Genomic DNA, 20689 nt, shown 5'->3' with positions numbered 1-20689 from the left:
GTCAAGTGTGCGACCTGGGCGGGGCCGATGCGGAGGCGGGGCTGTGTGGTTTTGCACAGCCCGATTTACTGAACGGTAACTTAAACTCCGGAAATGGACGAGAAGGCCCCCGCCGGCCGGCTGCCCGAGCGCGACCGCCCCTGGGTGATGCGCACCTACGCCGGCCACTCCTCGGCCGCCGCGAGCAACGCCCTGTTCCGCCGCAACCTGGCCAAGGGGCAGACCGGCCTGTCGGTCGCCTTCGACCTGCCCACCCAGACCGGGTACGACCCCGACCACGAGCTGGCGGCCGGCGAGGTCGGCCGGGTCGGGGTGCCCGTGGCCCACCTCGGCGACATGCGGGCCCTCTTCGACGGCATCCCGCTGGCCGACATGAACACGTCCATGACGATCAACGCGCCGGCCATGTGGCTGCTCGCCCTCTACGGCACGGTCGCCGCCGAGCAGGGGGCGGAGCTGGCCCGCTGCGCCGGCACCACGCAGAACGACATCATCAAGGAGTACCTGTCCCGGGGGACGTACATCTTCCCGCCGGCGGCGTCGCTGCGGCTCACCGCCGACCTCGTCGCGTACACGCTGCTCCGGATGCCCCGGTGGAACCCGGTGAACGTCTGCTCGTACCACCTCCAGGAGGCCGGGGCGACGCCCGTGCAGGAGGTCGGCTTCGCCCTCGCCACCGCCGTCGCCGTCCTCGACGCGGTGCGCGACTGCGGCCAGGTGCCGCCCGGGCGGATGGGCGACGTCGTCGCCCGGATCTCGTTCTTCGTCAACGCCGGGGTGCGGTTCGTCGAGGAGACCGCCAAGATGCGCGCGTTCGGCGTGCTCTGGGACGAGATCGCCCGCGACCGGTACGGCGTGACCGACCCCAGGCAGCGCCGCTTCCGGTACGGGGTGCAGGTCAACTCGCTCGGGCTGACCGAGGCCCAACCGGAGAACAACATCCAGCGCATCGTGCTGGAGATGCTCGGCGTCACCCTGTCCCGGGACGCCCGCGCCCGCGCCGTGCAGCTCCCGGCCTGGAACGAGGCGCTGGGCCTGCCCCGCCCCTTCGACCAGCAGTGGTCGCTGCGGATGCAGCAGGTCCTCGCGTACGAGTCGGACCTGCTGGAATATCCCGACCTGTTCGCCGGCTCGCACGTGATGACCGCGCTGGTCGACGGGATCGTCACCGGGGCGCGGGCCGAACTGGAGAAGGTGCTGGAGATGGGCGGCGTGGTGGCCGCCGTCGAGTCCGGGTACCTCAAGAGCGCGCTGGTCGCCTCGCTGGCCGAGCGCCGCCGCCGGCTGGAGTCCGGCGCGGACACGGTGGTGGGCGTCAACCGGTTCACCGAGACCGAGCCGTCGCCGCTGACCGCGGCCGGCGCCGGGTCGATCGAGCAGGTCGACCCGGCGGTGGAGGCGGCGGCCGTGACCGCCGTACGCGAATGGCGGGCCGGACGCGACGGCGCGGCGGTCGACGCGGCACTGGAGCGGCTACGCGCGGACGCCGCGACCAGCGCGAACCTGATGCCGGCGACCCTGGAGTGCGTGCGGGCCGGGGTGACCACCGGCGAGTGGGCCGGCGCGTTGCGGCGGGTCTTCGGCGAGTACCGGGCGCCGACCGGCCTGGCCGGTGGTGCCGGGGCGGGCGGCGACGCGACCCTGGCCGCCGTGCGGCAGCGCGTCGCCGCGACCGCCCGGGAGCTGGGCAGTGGCCGGCTGCGGCTGCTGGTCGGCAAGCCCGGCCTGGACGGGCACTCCAACGGGGCCGAGCAGATCGCCGTGCGCGCCCGCGACGCCGGCTTCGAGGTGATCTATCAGGGGATCCGGCTGACCGCCGGCCAGATCGTCGCCGCCGCCGTGGAGGAGGACGTCGACCTCGTCGGCCTATCGGTGCTCTCCGGCTCGCACCTGGCCGTCGTGCCGGCTGTGCTGGACGGCCTGCGCGCCGCCGGCCGGGGCGACCTGCCGGTGGTGGTCGGCGGTATCATCCCGGCCGGCGACGCCGACGCGCTGCGGGCGGCGGGCGTCGCCCGGGTCTTCACGCCGAAGGACTTCGCCCTCACCGGCATCGTCGACGACCTGGTGACGGTGGTCCGTCACGCCAACGGCCTGGGGTAAGGAAGGGCCCCCTGTTAACGCATTCCGTTGTACAGGGGGCCCCTGTTAACACCTGGTGCGGCGGCCGCCGCCGCGGACCAGTTACCGGACGGCGGTCAGCGGCTGGCGTAGGTCATGCAGTCGGCCATGTCGTTGTCCGGCCCGACGCGGATCGCCGGGGCGTGACACTCCAGGTCGGCGTTGTGCCGACAGTCCGAGCGCTGACAGGCGCCGACCTGGGCGATCATCGTGTCGATGCCGCCCCGGACGGGCATCTCGACGAACGTGTGGCAGTGCGCGTGATCGGTGCTGCCGATCGTGATGGCGAACGCGTGGCAGTCGCCGGTGTGGTTGTAGGCGCAGGCCGCGACCACGCATTCCTGGACGCGGGGCATCTCCATCGCCGTAGTCATGACGACCTCCTCTGGGTTCTCGAATCTCCTCCCATATTAGGTTTTTGTCGGTTTTGTTGTCGGCGATCGGCCATCCCTGGTCGGTCGGCGTCCCCGCTTGGTTGGCATCCCGGTCGGTCGGCGTCCCCGGTCGGGCGGCAGGGATCGGGCTGCCGGTCGTGATCGGGCACCGGATCACCCGACCGGTCCCGCCCCCAGCACCTCGGAGAGCGGGGCCGGCCGCAGGCCCAGCTCGGCGAGTCCGGCCAGGATGCGCGGCAGCGCCTCGTCGGTCATCGGGGCGTTCGCCTCGGTGACGTGCAGGACGACGACCGAGCCGGGGCGTACCCGGGACAGCACCGCGTCGACGACCGGCCGCCAGGACTTCGCGAACGGGTCGCCGCTGATGACGTCCCCGTCCACCACGGTCACGCCCAGCGGGGCGAGCTCGGTCAACGCGGTGCGGTCGTGGCACAGCCCGGGGAAGCGGAAGTAGCGGGTCTGCCTGCCGCCGTAGGGGGCGATCACGTCGAACGTCCGGGCCACGTCGGCGGCCATCCGCTGCGGGGGGATCGTCGGCAGCTGATAGCAGTCGGTGGTGAAGGCGAGATGGCCGTACGTGTGGTTGGCCAGCTCGAAGCGGGGATTGGCGGCCAAGCGGCGGGTCACCCCGGGATACTCCTCGACCCACTTGCCGGTCAGGAAGAAGGTGGCCGGCACCCGCTGCCGTTCCAGCAGGTCGATGATCGCAAGGTTCGCGTACGACCGCACCGCCCCGCTGCGCAGTTGATACCGCATGGCGTCCGTCATGTCCGCGTCGAAGGTCAGCGCCACCAGGTCACCGGTGCGGGGTCCGTGGTCGACCACCGGGGGCCGTCGGTCGGTGCGGCTCGCGCCGGGGAGGGCCGTGGTCGGGGGCCCCGCGCTGGGCTCGTCGGTCGGTCCGCCCTGGCCGGGCCGTGACGGTGCCCCGGGTCGCCCGGATGCGGTTGCCGGCGGGGTCGGGCGGTTCGTCCCCTGCTGCGTTCCATCCTCCCCGCTGGCGGGCGGCGTCACGGCCGTGGGCACCCGTCCGATTGCGGCGCGGCCGGGCGCGTCCGACGGCGCGGGCGCGACGAGAAGGACGGCGACGCCCGCCAGGGCGGCGACCGTCGCGATCAGGGGTACGCGAGAGTTCTTTGCGGGCACCGGGAGATGATCTCTTGGCGGGTGCCCGCCCGGCTGCCCCGCCCCACGCGGGATCTTCCGGCGGGATGCCGGGAAGATGGCGGTATCCCGCGCCACTGATACCCCCACCTGCCCGACATCCCGTGACCCGTCCGCCCGAGCCTGGGGGGTGTGGGCGGGTTTGGCGTGGGCGGCCCGGCGATCATCGGCGAGCCCGGGCCCGGGAATGGCGGCCGGGTCGGGCCGAGGTGGGCGGGCCGGCCTGGGTCGGGGTGGGTCGGCTGGATCGGGGTGGGTCGGTCGGGTCTGGGGTGGGTCGGGCTGGATCGGGGTGGGTCGGCCGGGCTGGGGCGGGCCGAGGCGGGCGCGGGGCGGACGCCGGGCGGGCCGGGGCTGGGCGTGGCTGGGTTGATCGACTTCATGTCGGGCAGGTGGGGGTATCCCGCGCCGTTGATACCCCTACCTGCCCGGCATGCCGTCACCCCTCCGCCGGAATGAGCGGATTGTCCGACCTGGCGGGGTGGCGTGGGGCGGGCCGGGGGTGGGCCGGGTCAGACCGGGGTCGGGGTGGTGACCGGCGGCACCCCCGGGCCGGAATCCTGGCCGGGGCGGGGGCGTTACACCTGACGGACGACCGCAGCAGCACCCCGGATCCCCCGATCCGGCAGGCCCCGGGCCGCCCGCGTGCTGGCCCACCCGACACGCCTGCCCCACCGACGCCCGGTCCGCCCCGCGGCATGCCGGCCGCCTCGGCATCATCCCCCGGGGAATGGGGGCCGGCCGCCGGTCGTTACACCTGGACCCGGCGCCGCAAGGCAGCCGCCCCCTCCTCCTTCTTCTTCCCCCGTTGTTCGTTGTTCGGGCGCCTCGACGTGGTGCTCGCACACCCCCCGCCATCCCCCTCCGGCGGATGTGGGACGTGTGCCGACCCCCCGGATAGGAGACACCCCCATGAACACGACCATCCTGCGCAAGAGCATCCTCGGCATCGCCGGACTCGCGTTCGCCGGCGGCCTCGCCGCCGGCCCCCTCCACCACGCCATCGACACCGGCACTGTCGACGCGCGGCCCGTCGCCGCCGCACAGGCCGACACGACCACCGACGCCGGGAAGCTGATCCCCCACGGCGTGCAGGGCGCGCAGTCGCGCATCGACCTCGACGCCGAGCAGACCGCCAACGCCAAGGCCATCATCACCGCCACCAAGAAGACCGGCCTCGACGAACGCGCCGCCGTCATCTCCATCGGCACCGCCCTGCAGGAGTCCAAGCTGCAGAACCTCGGCCACCTCGGCGACCGCAACGACCACGACTCCCTCGGCCTGTTCCAGCAACGCCCCTCCAGCGGCTGGGGCACCCCCGAGCAGATCACCGACCCGCAGTACGCGACCACCGCGTTCCTCAAGGGCCTCCGACAGGTCGACGGCTGGCAGAACATGCCCCTGACCGACGCCGCCCAGACGGTGCAGGTCTCCGCCTACCCCGACGCCTACGCGCAGTGGGAACAGCAGGCCGCCGACCTCGTCGCGCAGCACTGGAACAACAGCTGACACCACACACATACACACACGCCGCCGGCCGGGCCCCGACAACAGGGGCCCGGCCGGTGGCGTCTCCGCCCCGGGCAACCGAGTGTTAGGAAGGGGCCCCTCCTATACAGAAAGCGTTAACAAGGTGCCCTTCCTTGCAAGCAGGCGGCGGTGGCCGCCGCCAGGGTGGTCAGGCGGATCGACGGGGGCGGCAGCGGTTCGATCCAGCCCGGCCCGGCCGCGTGCACGCGTACGCCCGGGGTGTCGCGGCCGAAGCGGACCAGTCGGTACGCGCGGCCGGTGACCGGCGTCTGCGACCAGACCACGACGGTGTGCGGACGCGCCCGGCGCACGGCGGACGCCAGCGCCGTCCAGGGCAGCGCGGGCCCGAGCAGCAGCGCGCCCCGCCCGCGCTCCCGCAGGGCGGCGGCGAGCGCGTGCAGGCCGAGACAGTGGGTCTCGTGCTCGGCCCCGGCGAGCAGTACGCCGCCGGTGGGCAGTTGCCGGGCGGGCTCACGGTGGAACACGTCCAGGCCGATGCGCACGCCCTCGGTGAGGGCGTGTTCGGTGGCGACCTCGGCCGCCGTATGGCCCCGCAGCGCGGCGAGCAGCGGAACGCATACCTGCTGCCAGGACGCCAGCACCCCATGGTCGGCGGCCAGCGCCAGCAGCAGGGCGGCGACCTCGTTGGCGTCGAGGTCCTCGGCGGCTGCGGAGAGGCGCTTGCGCGCGGTCTCGACGGCCTCGGCCGGCATCGAGTCGGTCAGCACGACGTACCCCCGGGTAGACGGTCACTACCAGGGGTTCGTCCGGGTGGCGCGATTCGGATGCGGCCCGGGCGCGGCTGCCGGCGGCCAGCGCCGGCCCTCGACCAGCGCCGGCCGGCGACCGGGGCGCGCGGCGGGTCAGCCGGTCAGCGCGTCGAGGGCCAGGTCGACGTCGGCGTCGGTGGTGTAGAGGTGGAACGACGCCCGGACCCGGCCGGCGCGCACCGCCGCCCGGATGCCCGCCCGTTCCAGTTTCTCCTGCGCGCCGGGCACCTCGACGGCGACGATCGCGCTGTCGCCGGGTGGCCGGCCCAGCCCGGCGAGGAACCGGTTGGCCAGGCGCACGTCGTGCTCGCGCACGGCCGGCACGCCGATCTCGGCGAGCAGTTCCAGGGCGGGGGCGGTGCCGATCCAGCTGAACCATGCCGGGGACTGGTCGAACCGCCGGGCGTCGGCGGCGAGCCGCAGCGGCGGGCCGTAGTAGGAGGAGAACGGGTCCTCGGCCGCGTACCAGCCGGCGCCGTCGGGTCGCAGCCGCTCGCGCAGCGCCGGCGCCAGGTAGGCCAGGGCCGACCCGCGCGGCCCCATCAGCCACTTGTACGCCCCGACGGCGACGACGTCGGCCAGGCCGGCGTCGAACGGCAGCCAGCCGCACGCCTGGGTCGCGTCGACGGCCACCAGCGCGCCGTGGGCGCGGGCGGCGGCGACGATCCGGTGGTAGTCGGCGACGGCCCCGTCGGCGGACTGCACCAGGCTGAACGCGACCAGGTCGGTGTCGGCGTCGATCGCGTCGACGAGCCCGTCGAGCGGGACCGTGCGCACCCGCACCCCCCGCTCGGCCTGGGCCAGCCAGGGGAAGAGGTTGGAGGTGAACTCCACCTCGGGGGCCACGACGGTGGCGCCGGCCGGCAGGGCCGCCGCGACGGGGGCGAACAACGCGGACACCGTGCTGCCGACCGTCACGTCGGTGGGCGCCACGCCGACCAGGCCGGCGAAGGCCGCCCGGGAGCGCCGGGTGGCGTCGTCCCAACCCTCCCAGGACGTACGTCCCGTCCGCCAGTCGGCCAGCGCTTCCTGCACCGCCGCCCAGGCCGGCTCGGGCGGCAGCCCGTAGCTGGCGGTGTTCAGCCAGCCGGGCTGCGGCTGCCACAGCTTGCGTGCCTGCTCCAACTCCATGCCGCCGACGGTAGTGCGGCCGTCGCCACCTCCGTGAGCGCCAATTCACCGATGGTGGCCGCCGCCCCCGGTCGCGGCCCGCCCGAGGGGCGATCGACGCGGGGACGGCGGTGGACAGGGGCCCGGGGACGGGGGCGGCGCGGCGGCGGCCCGGTCAGGCGGGTGCGCCGCTGAGCGCCGGGCGCTGCGGCCCGGCCGGCGGCTGCGGGTCGTCGTCGTCCTCGTCGAGCATGGTGGCCTCGTCGAAGGGGCGGCGGCCGGCGAGCACGTCGCGGGCCTGCGCGCGGTCGAACTCGCCGGTCCAGGTGCCGACCAGGACGGTGGCCACGGCGTTGCCGGCGAAGTTGGTCAGCGCCCGCGCCTCGGACATGAACCGGTCGATGCCGACGATCAGTCCGACGCCGTCGAGCAGGTCGGGGCGGTGCGACTGGAGGCCGCCGGCCAGGGTGGCCAGGCCCGCGCCGGTGACGCCGGCCGCGCCCTTCGAAGCAATGATCATGAACAGGAGCAGGCCGACCTGCTCGCCGATCGACATCGGCTTGCCCATGGCGTCGGCCACGAACAGCGCCGCCATGGTCAGGTAGATGGCGGTGCCGTCGAGGTTGAACGAGTAGCCGGTGGGCACGGTGATCCCGACGACGGGCTTGCTGACGCCGACGTGCTCCATCTTGGCGATGAGCCGGGGCAGCGCCGACTCCGACGACGAGGTGGACAGGATCAGCAGGAACTCCCGACCCAGGTAGCGCAGCAGGGCGAAGATCGAGATGCGGGCGACGAACCAGAGCAGCGCGCCGAGCACCACCACCACGAAGATCAGGCAGGTGGCGTAGAAGCCGAGCATGATCTGGGCGAGGCTGGTGAGCGCGTCGAGGCCGGTGGCGCCGACGACGGCGGCCATCGCGCCGAACGCGCCGACCGGTGCGACCCACATGATCATCGCCAGGACCTTGAAGACCAGCCGTTGCAGCAGCCCGACGGCGCGCAGGACGGGCTCCCCGCGCCCGCCCAGACCTTGCACGGCGAAGCCGACCAGGAGGGCCACCAGCAGCGTCTGGAGCACCTCCCCCTCGGTGAGCGCGGAGACCAGCGTGGTGGGGATGATCCCGAGCAGGAACTCGGCCGTACCCCCGCTCTCGCCGGCGGCCGCCGCCTGGCCGGCGCCGGCGGTCTGCGCCCCCAGGTCCAGGCCGGCGCCCGGCTGGATCAGGTTGCCCACGACGAGCCCGATGGCCAGCGCGACGGTCGACATCAGCAGGAAGTAGCCGAGCGCGAGGCCGCCGACCTTGCCGACCTTCGCGGCCTGCCGCACGGAGCCGACGCCGAGAACGATCGTGCAGAAGATCACCGGGCTGATCATCATCTTGATGAGCGCGACGAAGCCGGTGCCGAGCGGCTTGAGCGCCTTGCCGACCTCGGGCGCGACGAGCCCGACGACGACGCCGGCGAGCGCGGCGGCGATCACGGCCAGGTAGAGGTAGCGGGTGGGGTCCCGGCGGGCGGGGGTGGACTTCGCGGTGGCGGTGGGGGTGGTGTCCATGCCCACAATGTGAACTGCGCCTCACCGCAGGGCAGCCTTGTGGTCATTCTGTTCACTCCCGTGACCCACGGCCGACACCGGCGGCGATCCCGCGCGCCACACTTGCCAGCAGCCGAGACGTGCCCGAGCGCGGACAGGAGGTGTCGTGGCCCGACGGCAGTGGAGCATCGCGGGGCAGCTCTTCGCGCTCCAGGCCCTGGTGGTCGGCCTGCTCGTGCTGGCGGCCTCGGCCGGCGGGGTGTGGCTGGCCCGCAGCGACGCGCGCGACGCCGCCCGGGAGGAGGTGCTGGCCGTGGCGCACACCGTGGCCGGTTCCCCGGACGTCCGCGCGGCCCTCGCCTCGGCCGACCCGTCGGCGACGTTGCAGCCGTACGCGGAGGCCACCCGGGCGGCGACCGGGACGGACTTCGTGGTGGTGATGGCCCCCGACCGGACCCGCTACTCCCACCCCCGGCCGGAGCGGATCGGCCAGCCGTTCGTCGGTGACATCGCCCCCGCGCTGGCCGGTCGGGCGTTCACCACCACCAACGTGGGCACCCTCGGCGAGTCCGTGCGGGCGGTGGTGCCGGTCCGGGCGGTCGACGGGCGGATCGTCGGGCTGGTCTCCGTCGGCATCACCACCCGCGCGATCAACCGCCGCCTGCTGGCCCAGGCCCCCGTGCTGGCCGCCGCCGCCACCCCGGCGCTCGCGGTCGCGGCGGCCGGCTCGTGGCTGCTGAGCCGGCGGCTGCGCCGGCAGACCCACGGTCTGGGCCCCGCCCAGATGACCCGGATGTACGAGTACCACGACGCGGTCCTGCACTCGGTGCGGGAGGGGCTGGTGGTGGCGACCGTGGACCGCCGGGTGGCCCTGGTCAACGACGAGGCGCGGCGGCTGCTGGGGCTCGCCGACGACGCGGCGGTGGTGGACCGGCCGGCCGGCCAGGTCGACCTGCCGCCGGCCGTGGCGGAGCTGCTGACCTCGGGGCGGGACGCGCACGACGAGCCGGTCGTCGCGGGCGACCGGGTGCTGGTGGTCAACCAGCGCGCGGCGCTGTTCGAGGGGCACCGCCTCGGCACCGTGCTGACCCTGCGGGACCAGACGGAACTGCGCACGCTCACCAGCGAACTGGACTCGGTGCGGGCGCTGACCGACGCGCTGCGGGCGCAGACCCACGAGTCGGCCAACCGGCTGCACACCGTGCTGACGCTGGTGGAGTTGGGCCGGACCGACGAGGCGGTCCGGCTGGCCACCGAGGACCTGGCGGTGGCCCAGCAGCTCACCGACCGGGTGGTCGGCGCGGTGACCGAGCCGGCCCTGGCCGCCCTGCTGCTGGGCAAGTCGGCGCAGGCCGGCGAGCGGGGCGTGGACCTGGTGGTGGAGCCGGACTGCCGGCTCGACGGGACGCCGCTGCCCGTGACGGACCTGATCACCGTCGTCGGGAACCTGGTCGACAACGCGCTGGAGGCGGTCGCCGGCTCCGGGGCGCCCCGGCGGGTGCGGGTCTTCGTCGGCGCCGACGACGGGACCGTCGTGGTCCGGGTCGGCGACAGCGGGCCAGGGCTGGCGCCCGACCGGGTGGCCGACGCGTTCCGGCGCGGCTGGTCGACCAAGAGCGCCGGCCGGGGCCTCGGCCTGGCCCTCGTCGGCCAGGTGGTACGCCGCCACGGCGGCCGGGCCGACGTGGGGCGCTCCGCCGACGGCGGGACCCTGTTCACCGTACGGCTGCCGGTGCCGGCGACAGGGCCGGAGCCGGACCGGGCGGGACAGCCGTGACGGACATCCGGGTGCTCGTGGTGGAGGACGAGCCACTGCTGGCCGAGGCACACCGCACGTACACGGAGCGGGTGCCGGGGTTCGTGGTGGTCGGGGTGGCGCACACCGGCCGGGAGGCGATGGCGGCGCTGCGGCAGCGCGCGGAGCAACCCGTCGACCTCGTCCTGCTCGACTTCCGGCTGCCCGACCTGCACGGGCTGGAGGTGTGCCGGGCGCTGCGGGCCGCCGGCAGCGCGGTGGACGTGCTGGCCGTGACGTCGGCCCGGGACCTGGCGGTGGTGCGCACCGCCGTGTCGCTCGGCGTGACCCACTACCTGCTCAAGCCGTTCACGTTCGCGGCGTTCCGCGACAAGCTGCACCGCTACGCCGAGTACCGCCGCCAGGTGCTGGCCGACGGCGAGGTGGCCGCCCAGCACGAGGTGGACCGGATGTTCGCCACCCTGCGGGGCCCGGCTGCGCACACGCTGCCGAAGGGGCTCGACGAGCAGACGCTGCGGGCGGTGCTCGGCTCGCTCGACGGCGACGCCGGCCGGTCCGCCTCCGAGGTGGCGGGGCTGGCCGGCATCTCCCGGGTCACCGCCCGGAGGTACCTGGAGTATCTGGTGGCCGCCGAGCGGGCGGTGCGGGCGCCCCGCTACGGCACCCCGGGCCGCCCCGAGGTGGAGTACCGCCCGGCCTGACCGCCCCCGCCCGCCGGCCCGGGTCAGCTCACGTTGGCCGGGCCGAGGACGCTCTTGAGGTCGCCCATGAGGGCGGTGGTGGCCGCGACCCGGAAGGGGCCGAGGCGCAGGGTGGTGGTCTTGCCGCCGTTGAGGAGCTTGACGTGGACCTCGGTGTCGCCGGGGTGCAGGACGAGGGTCTCCTTGAGGCGTTCGACCAGCGGCGGGGTGCAGCGGTGCACGGGGATGGTGAGGGTAACCGGCTTGCTGCCCGGGTTGCTGGTGACGTCGGGCAGCTGCATGTCCATCGCCATGATGCGGGGGGTGTCGTCGCGGCGGTCGACCCGGCCCTTGACCACGACGATGGCGTCCTCGGCGATGTACTGGCCGATCACCTCGTAGGTGTTGGGGAAGAACAGGGCCTCCACGCCGCCGGCGAGGTCCTCCAGGGTGGCCGACGCCCACGCGCGGCCCTGCTTGGTGACGCGGCGCTGCACCCCGGAGAGGATGCCGGCGAGGGTGACCACCGCGCCGTCGGGGACGGTGCCCTCCTCGGAGAGGGCGGCGATGGTGCAGTCGGCCGCCGCGCCGAGGACGTGTTCGAGGCCGAACAGGGGGTGGTCGGAGACGTAGAGGCCGAGCATCTCGCGTTCGAAGGCGAGCTTGTCGCGCTTGTCCCACTCGGCCTCGCCGATGGTCGGCATGACGGTGGTGTTGCCGCCGACGGTCTCGGTGTCGCCGAAGCCGGCGCCGAACAGGTCGTACTGGCCGACGGCCTCCTTGCGCTTGACGTCGGCGTACGCGTCGATCGCGTCGGCGTGCACGGCGAGCAGCCCCTTGCGGCTGTGGCCCATGACGTCGAACGCGCCGGCCTTGATCAGCGATTCGATGGTCTTCTTGTTGCAGACCACCGCGTCGACCTTGGCCAGGAAGTCGTAGAAGTCGGCGTACTCGCCCTTCTCCTGGCGGCACCGCATGATCGAGGTCACCACGTTCGCCCCGACGTTGCGGATCGCCGCCAGGCCGAACCGGATGTCCTTCCCGACCGGGGTGAACGGCCCGGCCGAGGTGTTCACGTCGGGCGGGAGGACCTGGATGCCCATCCGCCGGCACTCCGACAGGTACAACGCCATCTTGTCCTTGTCGTCGCCGACGGAGGTCAGCAGCCCGGCCATGTACTCGGCCGGGTAGTGCGCCTTCAGGTACGCCGTCCAGTACGACACCAGCCCGTACGCCGCCGAGTGCGCCTTGTTGAACGCGTACCCGGCGAACGGCACGAGGACGTCCCACACGGCCTGGATCGCCTCGTCGGAGTAGCCGCGCTCGCGGCAGCCGTCCCGGAAGGGCACGAACTCCTTGTCGAGGATCTCCTTCTTCTTCTTGCCCATCGCCCGCCGCAGCAGGTCCGCCTGGCCGAGCGTGTAGCCGGCGAGGATCTGCGCGGCGCGCTGCACCTGCTCCTGGTAGACGATCAGGCCGTGGGTGGGGGCGAGGATCTCCCGCAGCGGCTCCTCCAGCTCCGGGTGGATCGGCGTGATCTCCTGGAGGCCGTTCTTGCGCAGCGCGTAGTTGGTGTGCGAGTCCACGCCCATCGGGCCCGGCCGGTACAGCGCGAGGACGGCGGAGATGTCCTCGAAGTTGTCCGGCTTCATCAGCCGCAGCAGCGACCGCATCGGCCCGCCGTCGAGCTGGAACACCCCGAGCGTGTCGCCGCGCGCCAGCAGCTCGTAGGCGGCCTTGTCGTCCAGGTCCAGGCCCAGCAGGTCCAGGTCCTTGCCGTGGTTGAGCTGGATGTTCTTGACCGCGTCGTCGATGATCGTGAGGTTGCGCAGGCCGAGGAAGTCCATCTTCAACAGCCCGAGCGACTCGCACGTCGGGTAGTCGAACTGGGTGATGATCACCCCGTCGGAGTCGCGCCGCATCAGTGGGATGTGCTCGATGATCGGCTCCGCCGACATGATCACCCCGGCGGCGTGGACGCCGGTCTGCCGGATCAGCCCCTCGATGCCCTTCGCCGTGTCGATGACCTTCTTGACGTCCGGGTCCGACTCGTACAGGCCCCGGATCTCGCCCGCCTCCGCGTAGCGCGGGTGCTTCGGGTCGAAGATGCCCGACAGCGGGATGTCCTTGCCCATCACCGCCGGCGGCATCGCCTTGGTGATCCGGTCCCCCACCGCGTACGGGTAGCCCAGGACCCGCGCCGAGTCCTTGATCGCCGCCTTCGCCTTGATCGTGCCGAACGTGGCGATCTGCGCGACCTTGTCCTCACCCCACTTGTCGGTGACGTACTTGATCACCTCACCGCGCCGACGCTCGTCGAAGTCGATGTCGACATCCGGCATCGAGACCCGCTCGGGGTTGAGGAACCGCTCGAAGATCAGCCCGTGCGGGATCGGGTCCAGGTCCGTGATCCCCAACGCGTACGCGACCAGGGAGCCCGCCGCCGAGCCACGGCCCGGGCCCACCGCGATGCCCTGGTTCTTCGCCCACTGGATGAAGTCGGCGACCACGAGGAAGTACGACGGGAAGCCCATCTGGATGATGACGCCCAGCTCGTACTCCGCCTGCACCACGTGGCCCTCGGGGATCCCGCCCGGGAACCGCCGGGCGAGGCCCTTGAAGGTCTCCTTGCGGAACCACGACTCCTCCGTCTCCCCCTCGGGGATCGGGAAGCGCGGCATCAGGTTGTGGAACTCGAACATCCCCGCCGGGTCGACCTTCTCGGCGACCAGCAACGTGTTGCGGCAGCCCTGGAGCCACAGCTCGGAGGAGTCGACGGCGCGCATCTGGTCGGCGGACTTGATGAAGTAGCCGCCGCCCTCGAAGCGGAACCGGTTGGGGTCGGCGATGTTGCTGCCGGTCTGCACGCAGAGCAGGACGTCGTGCGCCTCGGCCTGCGCCTCGTGGGTGTAGTGCGAGTCGTTGGTCACCACCGGCGGGATGCCGAGCTTCTTGCCGATCTCGGTGAGCCCCTCGCGGACCCGGCGCTCGATGTCGAGGCCGTGGTCCATCAGCTCCAGGAAGTAGTTGTCCTTGCCGAAGATGTCCTGGTATGCCGACGCGACCTTGATCGCCTCGTCGAACTGGCCCAGCCGCAGCCGGGTCTGCACGGCACCGGAGGGACACCCGGTGGTGGCCATGATCCCCTCGGCGTTCTCGGCGATCAGCTCCATGTCCATCCGGGGCCACTTGACGTAGTGGCCCTCCATGGAGGCGCGCGAGTTGAGGGTGAACAGGTTGTGCAGGCCGGTCCTGTTCGCCGCCCACATGGTCATATGGGTGATCGCGCCGTTACCGGAGACGTCGTCGCTCTTCTGCTCCGGCCGGCCCCACTTCACCCGCGCCTTGTGATAGCGCGACTCGGGCGCCACGTACGCCTCGACGCCCAGGATCGGGGTGATCCCGGCGGCCATGGCCTGCTTGTAGAAGTCGTTCGCGCCGTGCATGTTGCCGTGGTCGGTCATCGCGACCGCCGGCATTCCGAGCCGGTTGGCCTCGGCGAAGAGGTCCTTCAGTCGGGCCGCACCGTCGAGCATCGAGTACTCGGTGTGCACGTGCAGATGCGCGAACGAATCGCCCATGCGTGGCGCCCCCCCGGGTCGGATCATGGGTTGTCGAGATCGGTCGGCCCACCCTATCGCCGGGGGATCGGGGACCTCCAGCAGCCGCGCGGGGCGGAACCGCCCGGGTGGCGGGGATCTCCCCGGCCGGTCGACCGGCGCCCTGCGGCGCGGCTGCCGTCCGGCCGGCTCAGGCCCCTGCCTACCTGCTCAGGCCCCCTTGATCACGATGAACGCGGCTCGCCGTCCGGCTGATGCCGTGTGCCGTCCGTGGTCATCCTGTTTCAGAGCTCGACCAGGGCCAGCGTCCACTGGCCGTGATCGTCTTCCCAGAGGGTGACGATCTCGCCGACCGGGACCGAGTTGTACTCGTGCCGCTCGTCTTCCTCGTGGAAGTCGCCATCCTCCTCGGCCGCCGCGACGATGCGCAGGGCGTCCTCGCGGGTGCCGTCGGTGGCTGCCCGGATGCGGGAGACCCGCCACGTGACACCGCTGAGGTCGCGACCGATGAGCTCACCACCGGACACGAGATTCTTGTCGTCCCCATCGATCTCGAAGAGGGTGTTGGGACCGTCGACCAGTAGCGTGTCGGTGTCGCCGATCATCAGGCTTTCGTCGACGACCTGTCGTTCGCCGCGGAGCACCGCCGGGTCGAGCCAGGCCGGCCGCCGGTCGAGTCCGACCTCGCTGACGAAGTTTCCCCAGGCGTAGAGCGCGTACATGCGCGGCATGCTACCGGGCGGCAGGATCCTTGCCTGGTCGGGAGGATCGCCGTGGAGCAACGCGGGCCTGGTGACCTTTCCCCACCGCGCCATCACGATGAGATCGACTTATTCATCGAGGGTGAGGGAACCATTTTATCCGGCTTTCCTTTAGCAAGACTAAAGCGCCGCCGAGGCAACGGTGAACCTTGACACACTCCCATTTACGAACCTACTGTATGAGCCAAACCTCGCGGGCACGGAAGCGACATTCAGCTGCGCATACGCCCGCTCGGAGGAGGTGCCCCTCATGCCCCACAATCTGGTCGAGGAATGCCGTCTGGAAGGCGGCCCCGCGCATCTGCCGGATCATTTGCGCACCGCAACAGTTCCGAGAGACGGCAGTAAGGTGAAAGTTCCGTTCCACAACGGCTGGGAGCATTTCGAACGGATCCACGAGTTCACCCAGACCGGCGAGCCCATCTTCCGCTGGACGATGCGCACGAAGATCGCGGAGTGATCCGCATCGTCCCTGCTCGGGCCGCCTGACGGCCCCGGCCCCGCCCGCGCCTGCCCCACCGAGACTCGGGAGACCTGCGTGATCGTCGCGTGTGCCACCCAGCCCGCCCCGGGCCATTTCCTGCTCATGACGGGGCTCCTGCGGGCGCTGCGGGATCGTGGACACCAGGTCACGGTGCTGTCCTCACCGGCCTTCGGCGGTTTCGTGGCGAGTCGGGGGTTCGCCTTCCGCGGTGTCGGCAGGCCATGGCTGGCGGCACAGCGGGCACCCCTGCCGTTCACGGTCGGAGAGAGCCCCACCGCACAATCGACGGACTACTCGTTCGCGGAGGCCGCGATCCGGGACAGTTTTCGGGCCGCGGCCGACGTACTCGACGACCTGTCGCCGGACCTGCTGCTGCGCGAGCCGACCGAATTCGGTGTCACCTTCGCGGCCGAGCGGGCCGGAATTGCGGTGACCACCGTCGGAATCGGTTTTCTCCGCACCGGTGACCGGCTGATGGCCGACGGCGGAAGCCTGCTGCTCCGGCTCCGCGCTGAGGCCGGGCTGCCGGCGACCCCCGACGACCTGGACGCACTGAGCCGCCGCCGCTACGTGCAGACCACCCCACCCAGTTTCGAGCAGGTGCCGCAGGCGCTGACCACGATGCGGGCGGTCGACCCCGACCCCGCGCATGCGGCTCCCCGCGCACCCCGCCTGCTCGTCACCCTCGGCACCCTGGTCAACCGGAAGGAGCTGCTCACCCGGGTCCTCGCCGAACTGGCGCGCATCCCGGTCGACTGCGTGCTCGCCGCCGGTGACCGGGCCGCGGAGATCGCCGCACACGCGCCCGCGCACGTGCAGGTGCAGCCGTTCGCCGACCTCGGCCGGCTCGCCGCGAGCTGCACCGCGCTGATCTGCCACGGCGGCTTCGGTTCCATCCTGCACGCCGTCGTGCACGGCCTGCCGGTGACCGTCCTTCCGTACAACGCCGACCAGGAGTGGAACGCGGAGCGGATGCGGGCCATCGGCGCCGGCCGCCGGGTGGGGTGGGACGAGCTGGGCGACGGCGCGCTGGCCGCCGCGGTCGAGGAGATGCACTCGCCTCCGCCGCTGCGCGCGGCCCGGCTCCTCGCCGCCGAGCTCGGCAGCATGCCGTCCCCGGACCAGGTCGCCGACCTGCTGACCGCCGAGATCGGCGCCACGCGCTAGCGGCCCGGGAGACCGATCCGGGGCACGGGACACCAGGCCGACGCAAGGCGCGGCTTAGCGGTCCCGCTCATGCTGAAACGACGGCGGTCGAGACGGCAACCGCCGGCCGGGTGTCCATGCGTCGCGGAAGGATCGGAATGGTCGAGAGCCGGGTGGAGCCGGTCAGCGAGCTGCCCGCTCCCGTTCCGGCGAGCATCGACCCGCTGGAGTTCCGCGGGGTCCTGGGCCACTTCGCGACCGGGGTCGCGGCGGTGACCGGGGTCGACGCCGGCACCCCGGTGGGGTTGCTGGTCAACTCGTTCACGTCGGTGTCGCTCGACCCGCCCCTGGTGGCCTTCTGCGTCGCCCACACCAGCACGAGTTGGTCGCGGCTGCGCAGGGGGGAACGTCACTGCATCTGCTTCCTGGCCGCCGACCAGCAGGAGCAGGGGCTGCGCCTGGCCGGGCGGGGGGTCGACAAGTTCCGCGACGTCGACTGGTCGCCATCGCCCTCAGGGCTGCCCGTCCTCGACGGGGCCCTGGCCTGGCTGGAATGCGCGGTCGAGGCCGAACACCCGGCCGGCGACCACGTCATCGTCGTCGCCCGGGTGCATCACCTGGCCCGGTCCGGCGACGACGCGCGTACCGAACCGCTGCTGTTCTACCGCGGCAGGTGGACGCGGCTCCCCGGAGCGTGACGGCCGGGGCCGGCGGCGTCGCCGCCGGCTGCTATCCCCGGAAGAAGGCGAACCTCGACCAGCTCCGGGCCGTCCGGTTCTTCCTGAGCTGCCGCCACAGCCGGCGCTCCACCCTGGTCGGCGGTGCCGTCGAAAGCCGCTCGGGATGACCGGGCGGCGGCCCCACCTCGATGACCTCGCTCCGAAATTGCGAACGCTCCAGCGGTGGCAACGGGACGCCGGACATGGTCCAGCAGGCGTAGCCGAGCTCGGCGAGATAGCGGATCAGGAGCGGGCAGATGGTGTTCTGCGTGCGGGACCTCACAGGGATAATCCTCGCCGCGGGAGCTAAAGCCGGGTTAAAGCTGCCGGGCCGCCCCACCGTCGGCACCGGCCGCCGCAGCGCGGCCCACCACCGATCATCCGCCGCGCCGAGCGCCGCACAACCGAAGGGACAAATCGGTCATGTTGAATCTATCCCCCGGGAGATCGAAACCGTCCGAAGACTCGCGGCCACGGATCATCAAGACGGCCAGCCCGTTCCGGAACCGTGCCACGAATGGCGAAGCTGCGCCCGGACACGCGCAGGGCGTATTCTTACCGGTGGATACATGGCACCAGAGCAGCGCTAGCGGGGGCGAGGACTCAACATGACTCGATCGGCAACCAATCGTCGGGCTAAAACAAAACAACGGCGGGACCACCGGGTCGGCCCGCTGCGTTTCAACGACGACGAGTTGCGGATCGTTCAAATGGCGGCAGACAAAGCCGGCCTCTCGCTCGGGGCATACGTGACCGCAGCGGCGGTGAGATCGGCCCGCACGGAACTCCACCTGGGCCTACCCGAATGTGAATCCCCCACCGAACTCCACGACATCCGCACCATCCTGACCCTCCTGCGATGGCGCCTGGACATGGCCGGCGGCGACAGCAGACGGGCGGACCTGCTCAACGACCTGCTCACCGAAGCCATCAACGCGACCCTGCACCAGCAGGCCGGGGCAACGGCACAGGCCGGAGCGCCGGCCTCGCGCCCCACACCGCCGCACGGGCCCGACAGCGCCGAGCCGCCGCCCCCACCTCCCAGCTAGCGGGGCGATCGCGCCTCCCGGGACGCACGCTCCGGGGCGACGCGCCCGCCGCACCCCCGACGCGATCACCCACCTCCTGGCCAGCCGCACGGTTCGGTTGGAGCAGCTGGTCACTCGACCCGCCCGCGCCCGGCGCCGGCCGCGCTCGCCCCAGCCCGGGGAACACGCGCCCACGCCCCGTCGGGCGCTTGCCGCCGGGCACCCCGATCAAGGTGATCGACGGCTCGTCCGTCCCCGGTCGGGAAGACCGAGGCAGAGGTCCGGCAGGGCCACAGCCCGCCACCGGCCGGCGGGCTGCCGGGGTCGAGCCCGGCGCGTTCAAGGACCCGACGACGCGGGCTCGCCGCGCCCGCACGGACATCGGCACCGCCTCCGCGACGACCGACCGCGACGCCGGGACCAACGCGACCGCCGCGCCGCCGAGACGTCCCGGGCCATCCGCCACCCGAGCAGGCCGTCGCCACGGTGAACATTCGGGGTCGCGGCACCGGGCGCCCCACCGCCGCCCACCACCACTGCGGGAACACGTATCATCACTTTCCGTAGATGCACGCCGGGAGATGGCCGGCGCAGCCGCCGGCCAGAGGGCCGCGAGGCGGCGGACCCCCGCGCCCGCACCGACGCCACCCGGCACGGGCCACGAGCCGCAGCACCGGGCGCCGATCAACGCCGGCGCAGGGTGCGGCGGCCCTGCGGCGGGGGTCGCCGCACCGCGACCACCGACACCAGATCTGACACGCGTGTAATAATCCATTGATAATGATCATCGCTTGTGCAATATGGCTAACATAACTCTGAGCGACGATAAGGCGAGCACCAACAGCATGTCAGACATACACTGCGGTAGTCCGACAAGATGTGCCGCCCGACTCTAAAATCCCTATAAACTCGCAGGTGGTTCGACCCACAAGCGTGGTGTGTCGCAGATCACACAACCTTCGCCGTTTGCTGTCCAACAAGCCGCTTGTTAGAGTTCGTCCGGTTCGAATGAACGGCTGCCGGACGGGGGCGGCGATCTGCGCCTAAGCGCGAGAAGAAACCATTTCCGCCGGAATGAGGTTTGCTATCGTCGCGCCGCTCCGATTGGAGTACTTGGAGGCCACGGCTTGAGATACGAGATTCTTGGTCCCGTTCGCATAACGGCCGGCAAGGACACGCCATCGGTGGGGACGCACAAGATGGAGGTGTTGCTGCGGACGCTCCTGATCCGCAACGGACACATCCTGTCCCTTGATCAGCTAGCGACGGAATTGTGGGGCGACAAACCTCCCATACGGGCCCGGGCCTCCATCCACGTGTACGTGTCCCAACTCCGCAAGGTGCTCAACAGGTTCTCGCGCAACACCGGCGTGATAACGACGCGGGCCCCCGGCTACATCCTGGAGCTCGGCGGCGACGAACTCGACCTCGAACTGTTCCTGGCCCTGGTCGAGAAGGCGCGGTTGCAGCGCTCGGTCCACCGGCACGACCTGGCTGTCGAGACCCTGACCGAGGCGCTGCGGTACTGGCGGGAGCCGGTCCAGGCCTCCTCCTACGAGGGACCGATCATCCGGGAGTTCGCCAACTGGGCCGAGGAGCTGCGGGTCGAGTGCACCGAGCTGCTGGCCCGCTCGCTGCTCGCGTCGGACCAGAGCAGCAAGGCCGTGCGAATACTGTACGGGCTGATCGCCGAGTTTCCGCTCCGGGAGAAGCTCTACGCGTTCCTCATGGAGGCGCTCAGCCAGTCCGGACGCCGGGCGGACGCCCTGGAGGTCTACCAGACGGCGCGGCGGCAGATCCGCGAGGAACTCGGCCTCGAACCGTGCCGGTTTCTCCGGGAAACACAGGAAATCATCCTCAAGGACAATCTCGACGAGCTGAGCTTCAGGCGAGCTCGCCATGAACAACGCATACAGCCGTACGCCGTCTGA

General features: G+C 71.9%; 17 protein-coding genes. 9 read left to right on the top strand and 8 right to left on the bottom strand.

Annotated features, from left to right (window positions below):
- The first annotated feature begins 93 nt into the window (after positions 1-93).
- On the top strand, positions 94-2100 hold the full coding sequence (locus LPA42_RS30910) for a protein meaA (RefSeq protein WP_077938549.1): 2007 nt from the start codon (positions 94-96) through the stop codon (positions 2098-2100).
- A 95-nt stretch (positions 2101-2195) separates the two neighbouring features.
- On the opposite strand, the gene LPA42_RS30905 is transcribed toward LPA42_RS30910, so the two are convergent.
- A complete protein-coding gene (locus LPA42_RS30905) occupies positions 2196-2492 on the bottom strand; it encodes a DUF1540 domain-containing protein (protein ID WP_043966077.1) in 297 nt (98 codons plus the stop codon).
- A gap of 174 nt (positions 2493-2666) precedes the next feature.
- Positions 2667-3338, bottom strand: a complete 672-nt coding sequence (locus tag LPA42_RS30900; RefSeq protein WP_077938550.1) for a polysaccharide deacetylase family protein — start codon at positions 3336-3338, stop codon at positions 2667-2669.
- 1251 nt (positions 3339-4589) lie between these two features.
- Here LPA42_RS30900 and LPA42_RS30895 point away from each other — a divergent pair.
- Entirely contained in the window at positions 4590-5186 is a 597-nt protein-coding gene (locus LPA42_RS30895) for a hypothetical protein (RefSeq protein ID WP_077939364.1), read from the top strand.
- Positions 5187-5302: 116 nt separating this feature from the next.
- Here the strand turns inward: LPA42_RS30895 and LPA42_RS30890 are convergent, their stop codons facing one another.
- The 3 genes from LPA42_RS30890 to LPA42_RS30880 all read right to left on the bottom strand — a co-directional run bounded on the left by LPA42_RS30890 (position 5303) and on the right by LPA42_RS30880 (position 8645).
- Positions 5303-5935 carry a transcriptional regulator gene (locus LPA42_RS30890; RefSeq protein WP_228987049.1) on the bottom strand — a complete coding sequence of 211 codons (633 nt, stop codon included), beginning with the start codon at positions 5933-5935 and terminating at the stop codon, positions 5303-5305.
- A 135-nt stretch (positions 5936-6070) separates the two neighbouring features.
- Positions 6071-7108 carry an aminotransferase class V-fold PLP-dependent enzyme gene (locus LPA42_RS30885; protein ID WP_077939363.1) on the bottom strand — a complete coding sequence of 346 codons (1038 nt, stop codon included), beginning with the start codon at positions 7106-7108 and terminating at the stop codon, positions 6071-6073.
- Positions 7109-7262: 154 nt separating this feature from the next.
- On the bottom strand, positions 7263-8645 hold the full coding sequence (locus LPA42_RS30880) for a cation:dicarboxylase symporter family transporter (RefSeq protein WP_077939362.1): 1383 nt from the start codon (positions 8643-8645) through the stop codon (positions 7263-7265).
- A gap of 145 nt (positions 8646-8790) precedes the next feature.
- Here LPA42_RS30880 and LPA42_RS30875 point away from each other — a divergent pair, with 145 nt between their 5' ends.
- Together LPA42_RS30875 and LPA42_RS30870 are read left to right on the top strand one after the other, a co-directional pair.
- Entirely contained in the window at positions 8791-10401 is a 1611-nt protein-coding gene (locus LPA42_RS30875) for a sensor histidine kinase (RefSeq protein ID WP_077939361.1), read from the top strand.
- Positions 10398-11081, top strand: coding sequence for a response regulator (locus LPA42_RS30870; RefSeq protein WP_077939360.1), 684 nt, complete (start codon positions 10398-10400; stop codon positions 11079-11081). The genes LPA42_RS30875 and LPA42_RS30870 overlap by 4 nt, the downstream gene beginning before the upstream one ends.
- Positions 11082-11104: 23 nt before the next feature.
- Here LPA42_RS30870 and dnaE read toward each other — a convergent pair whose 3' ends face one another.
- Both dnaE and LPA42_RS30860 read right to left on the bottom strand, forming a co-directional pair.
- Positions 11105-14641: a DNA polymerase III subunit alpha gene (gene dnaE, locus LPA42_RS30865; RefSeq protein ID WP_077939359.1), complete on the bottom strand. Its 3537-nt coding sequence runs from the start codon at positions 14639-14641 to the stop codon at positions 11105-11107.
- A 263-nt stretch (positions 14642-14904) separates the two neighbouring features.
- Positions 14905-15342 carry a hypothetical protein gene (locus LPA42_RS30860; RefSeq protein WP_077939358.1) on the bottom strand — a complete coding sequence of 146 codons (438 nt, stop codon included), beginning with the start codon at positions 15340-15342 and terminating at the stop codon, positions 14905-14907.
- 289 nt (positions 15343-15631) lie between these two features.
- Here LPA42_RS30860 and LPA42_RS30855 point away from each other — a divergent pair, with 289 nt between their 5' ends.
- The 3 genes from LPA42_RS30855 to LPA42_RS30845 all read left to right on the top strand — a co-directional run bounded on the left by LPA42_RS30855 (position 15632) and on the right by LPA42_RS30845 (position 17709).
- Positions 15632-15841, top strand: coding sequence for a DUF5988 family protein (locus tag LPA42_RS30855; RefSeq protein WP_144082756.1), 210 nt, complete (start codon positions 15632-15634; stop codon positions 15839-15841).
- A gap of 78 nt (positions 15842-15919) precedes the next feature.
- The gene (locus LPA42_RS34625; protein WP_096761697.1) at positions 15920-17032 is read left to right on the top strand and encodes a glycosyltransferase; all 1113 of its coding nucleotides are present in this window, start codon (positions 15920-15922) and stop codon (positions 17030-17032) included.
- A 137-nt stretch (positions 17033-17169) separates the two neighbouring features.
- Positions 17170-17709: a flavin reductase family protein gene (locus LPA42_RS30845; protein WP_198956701.1), complete on the top strand. Its 540-nt coding sequence runs from the start codon at positions 17170-17172 to the stop codon at positions 17707-17709.
- A gap of 31 nt (positions 17710-17740) precedes the next feature.
- Here LPA42_RS30845 and LPA42_RS30840 read toward each other — a convergent pair whose 3' ends face one another.
- Positions 17741-17935, bottom strand: coding sequence for a DUF6059 family protein (locus tag LPA42_RS30840; protein WP_228987050.1), 195 nt, complete (start codon positions 17933-17935; stop codon positions 17741-17743).
- 403 nt (positions 17936-18338) lie between these two features.
- On the opposite strand from LPA42_RS30840, the gene LPA42_RS30835 reads away from it, so the two are divergent.
- On the top strand, positions 18339-18779 hold the full coding sequence (locus LPA42_RS30835; protein ID WP_144082754.1) for a hypothetical protein: 441 nt from the start codon (positions 18339-18341) through the stop codon (positions 18777-18779).
- A 1178-nt stretch (positions 18780-19957) separates the two neighbouring features.
- The gene (locus LPA42_RS30830) at positions 19958-20689 is read left to right on the top strand and encodes a BTAD domain-containing putative transcriptional regulator (RefSeq protein ID WP_144082753.1); all 732 of its coding nucleotides are present in this window, start codon (positions 19958-19960) and stop codon (positions 20687-20689) included.

This window comes from Micromonospora sp. DH13, from assembly GCF_020873825.1.
Classification (GTDB): domain Bacteria; phylum Actinomycetota; class Actinomycetes; order Mycobacteriales; family Micromonosporaceae; genus Micromonospora; species Micromonospora haikouensis.
The sequence above is the reverse complement of the archived record's forward strand: the minus strand, read 5'-3'. Positions and strand labels throughout refer to the sequence as shown.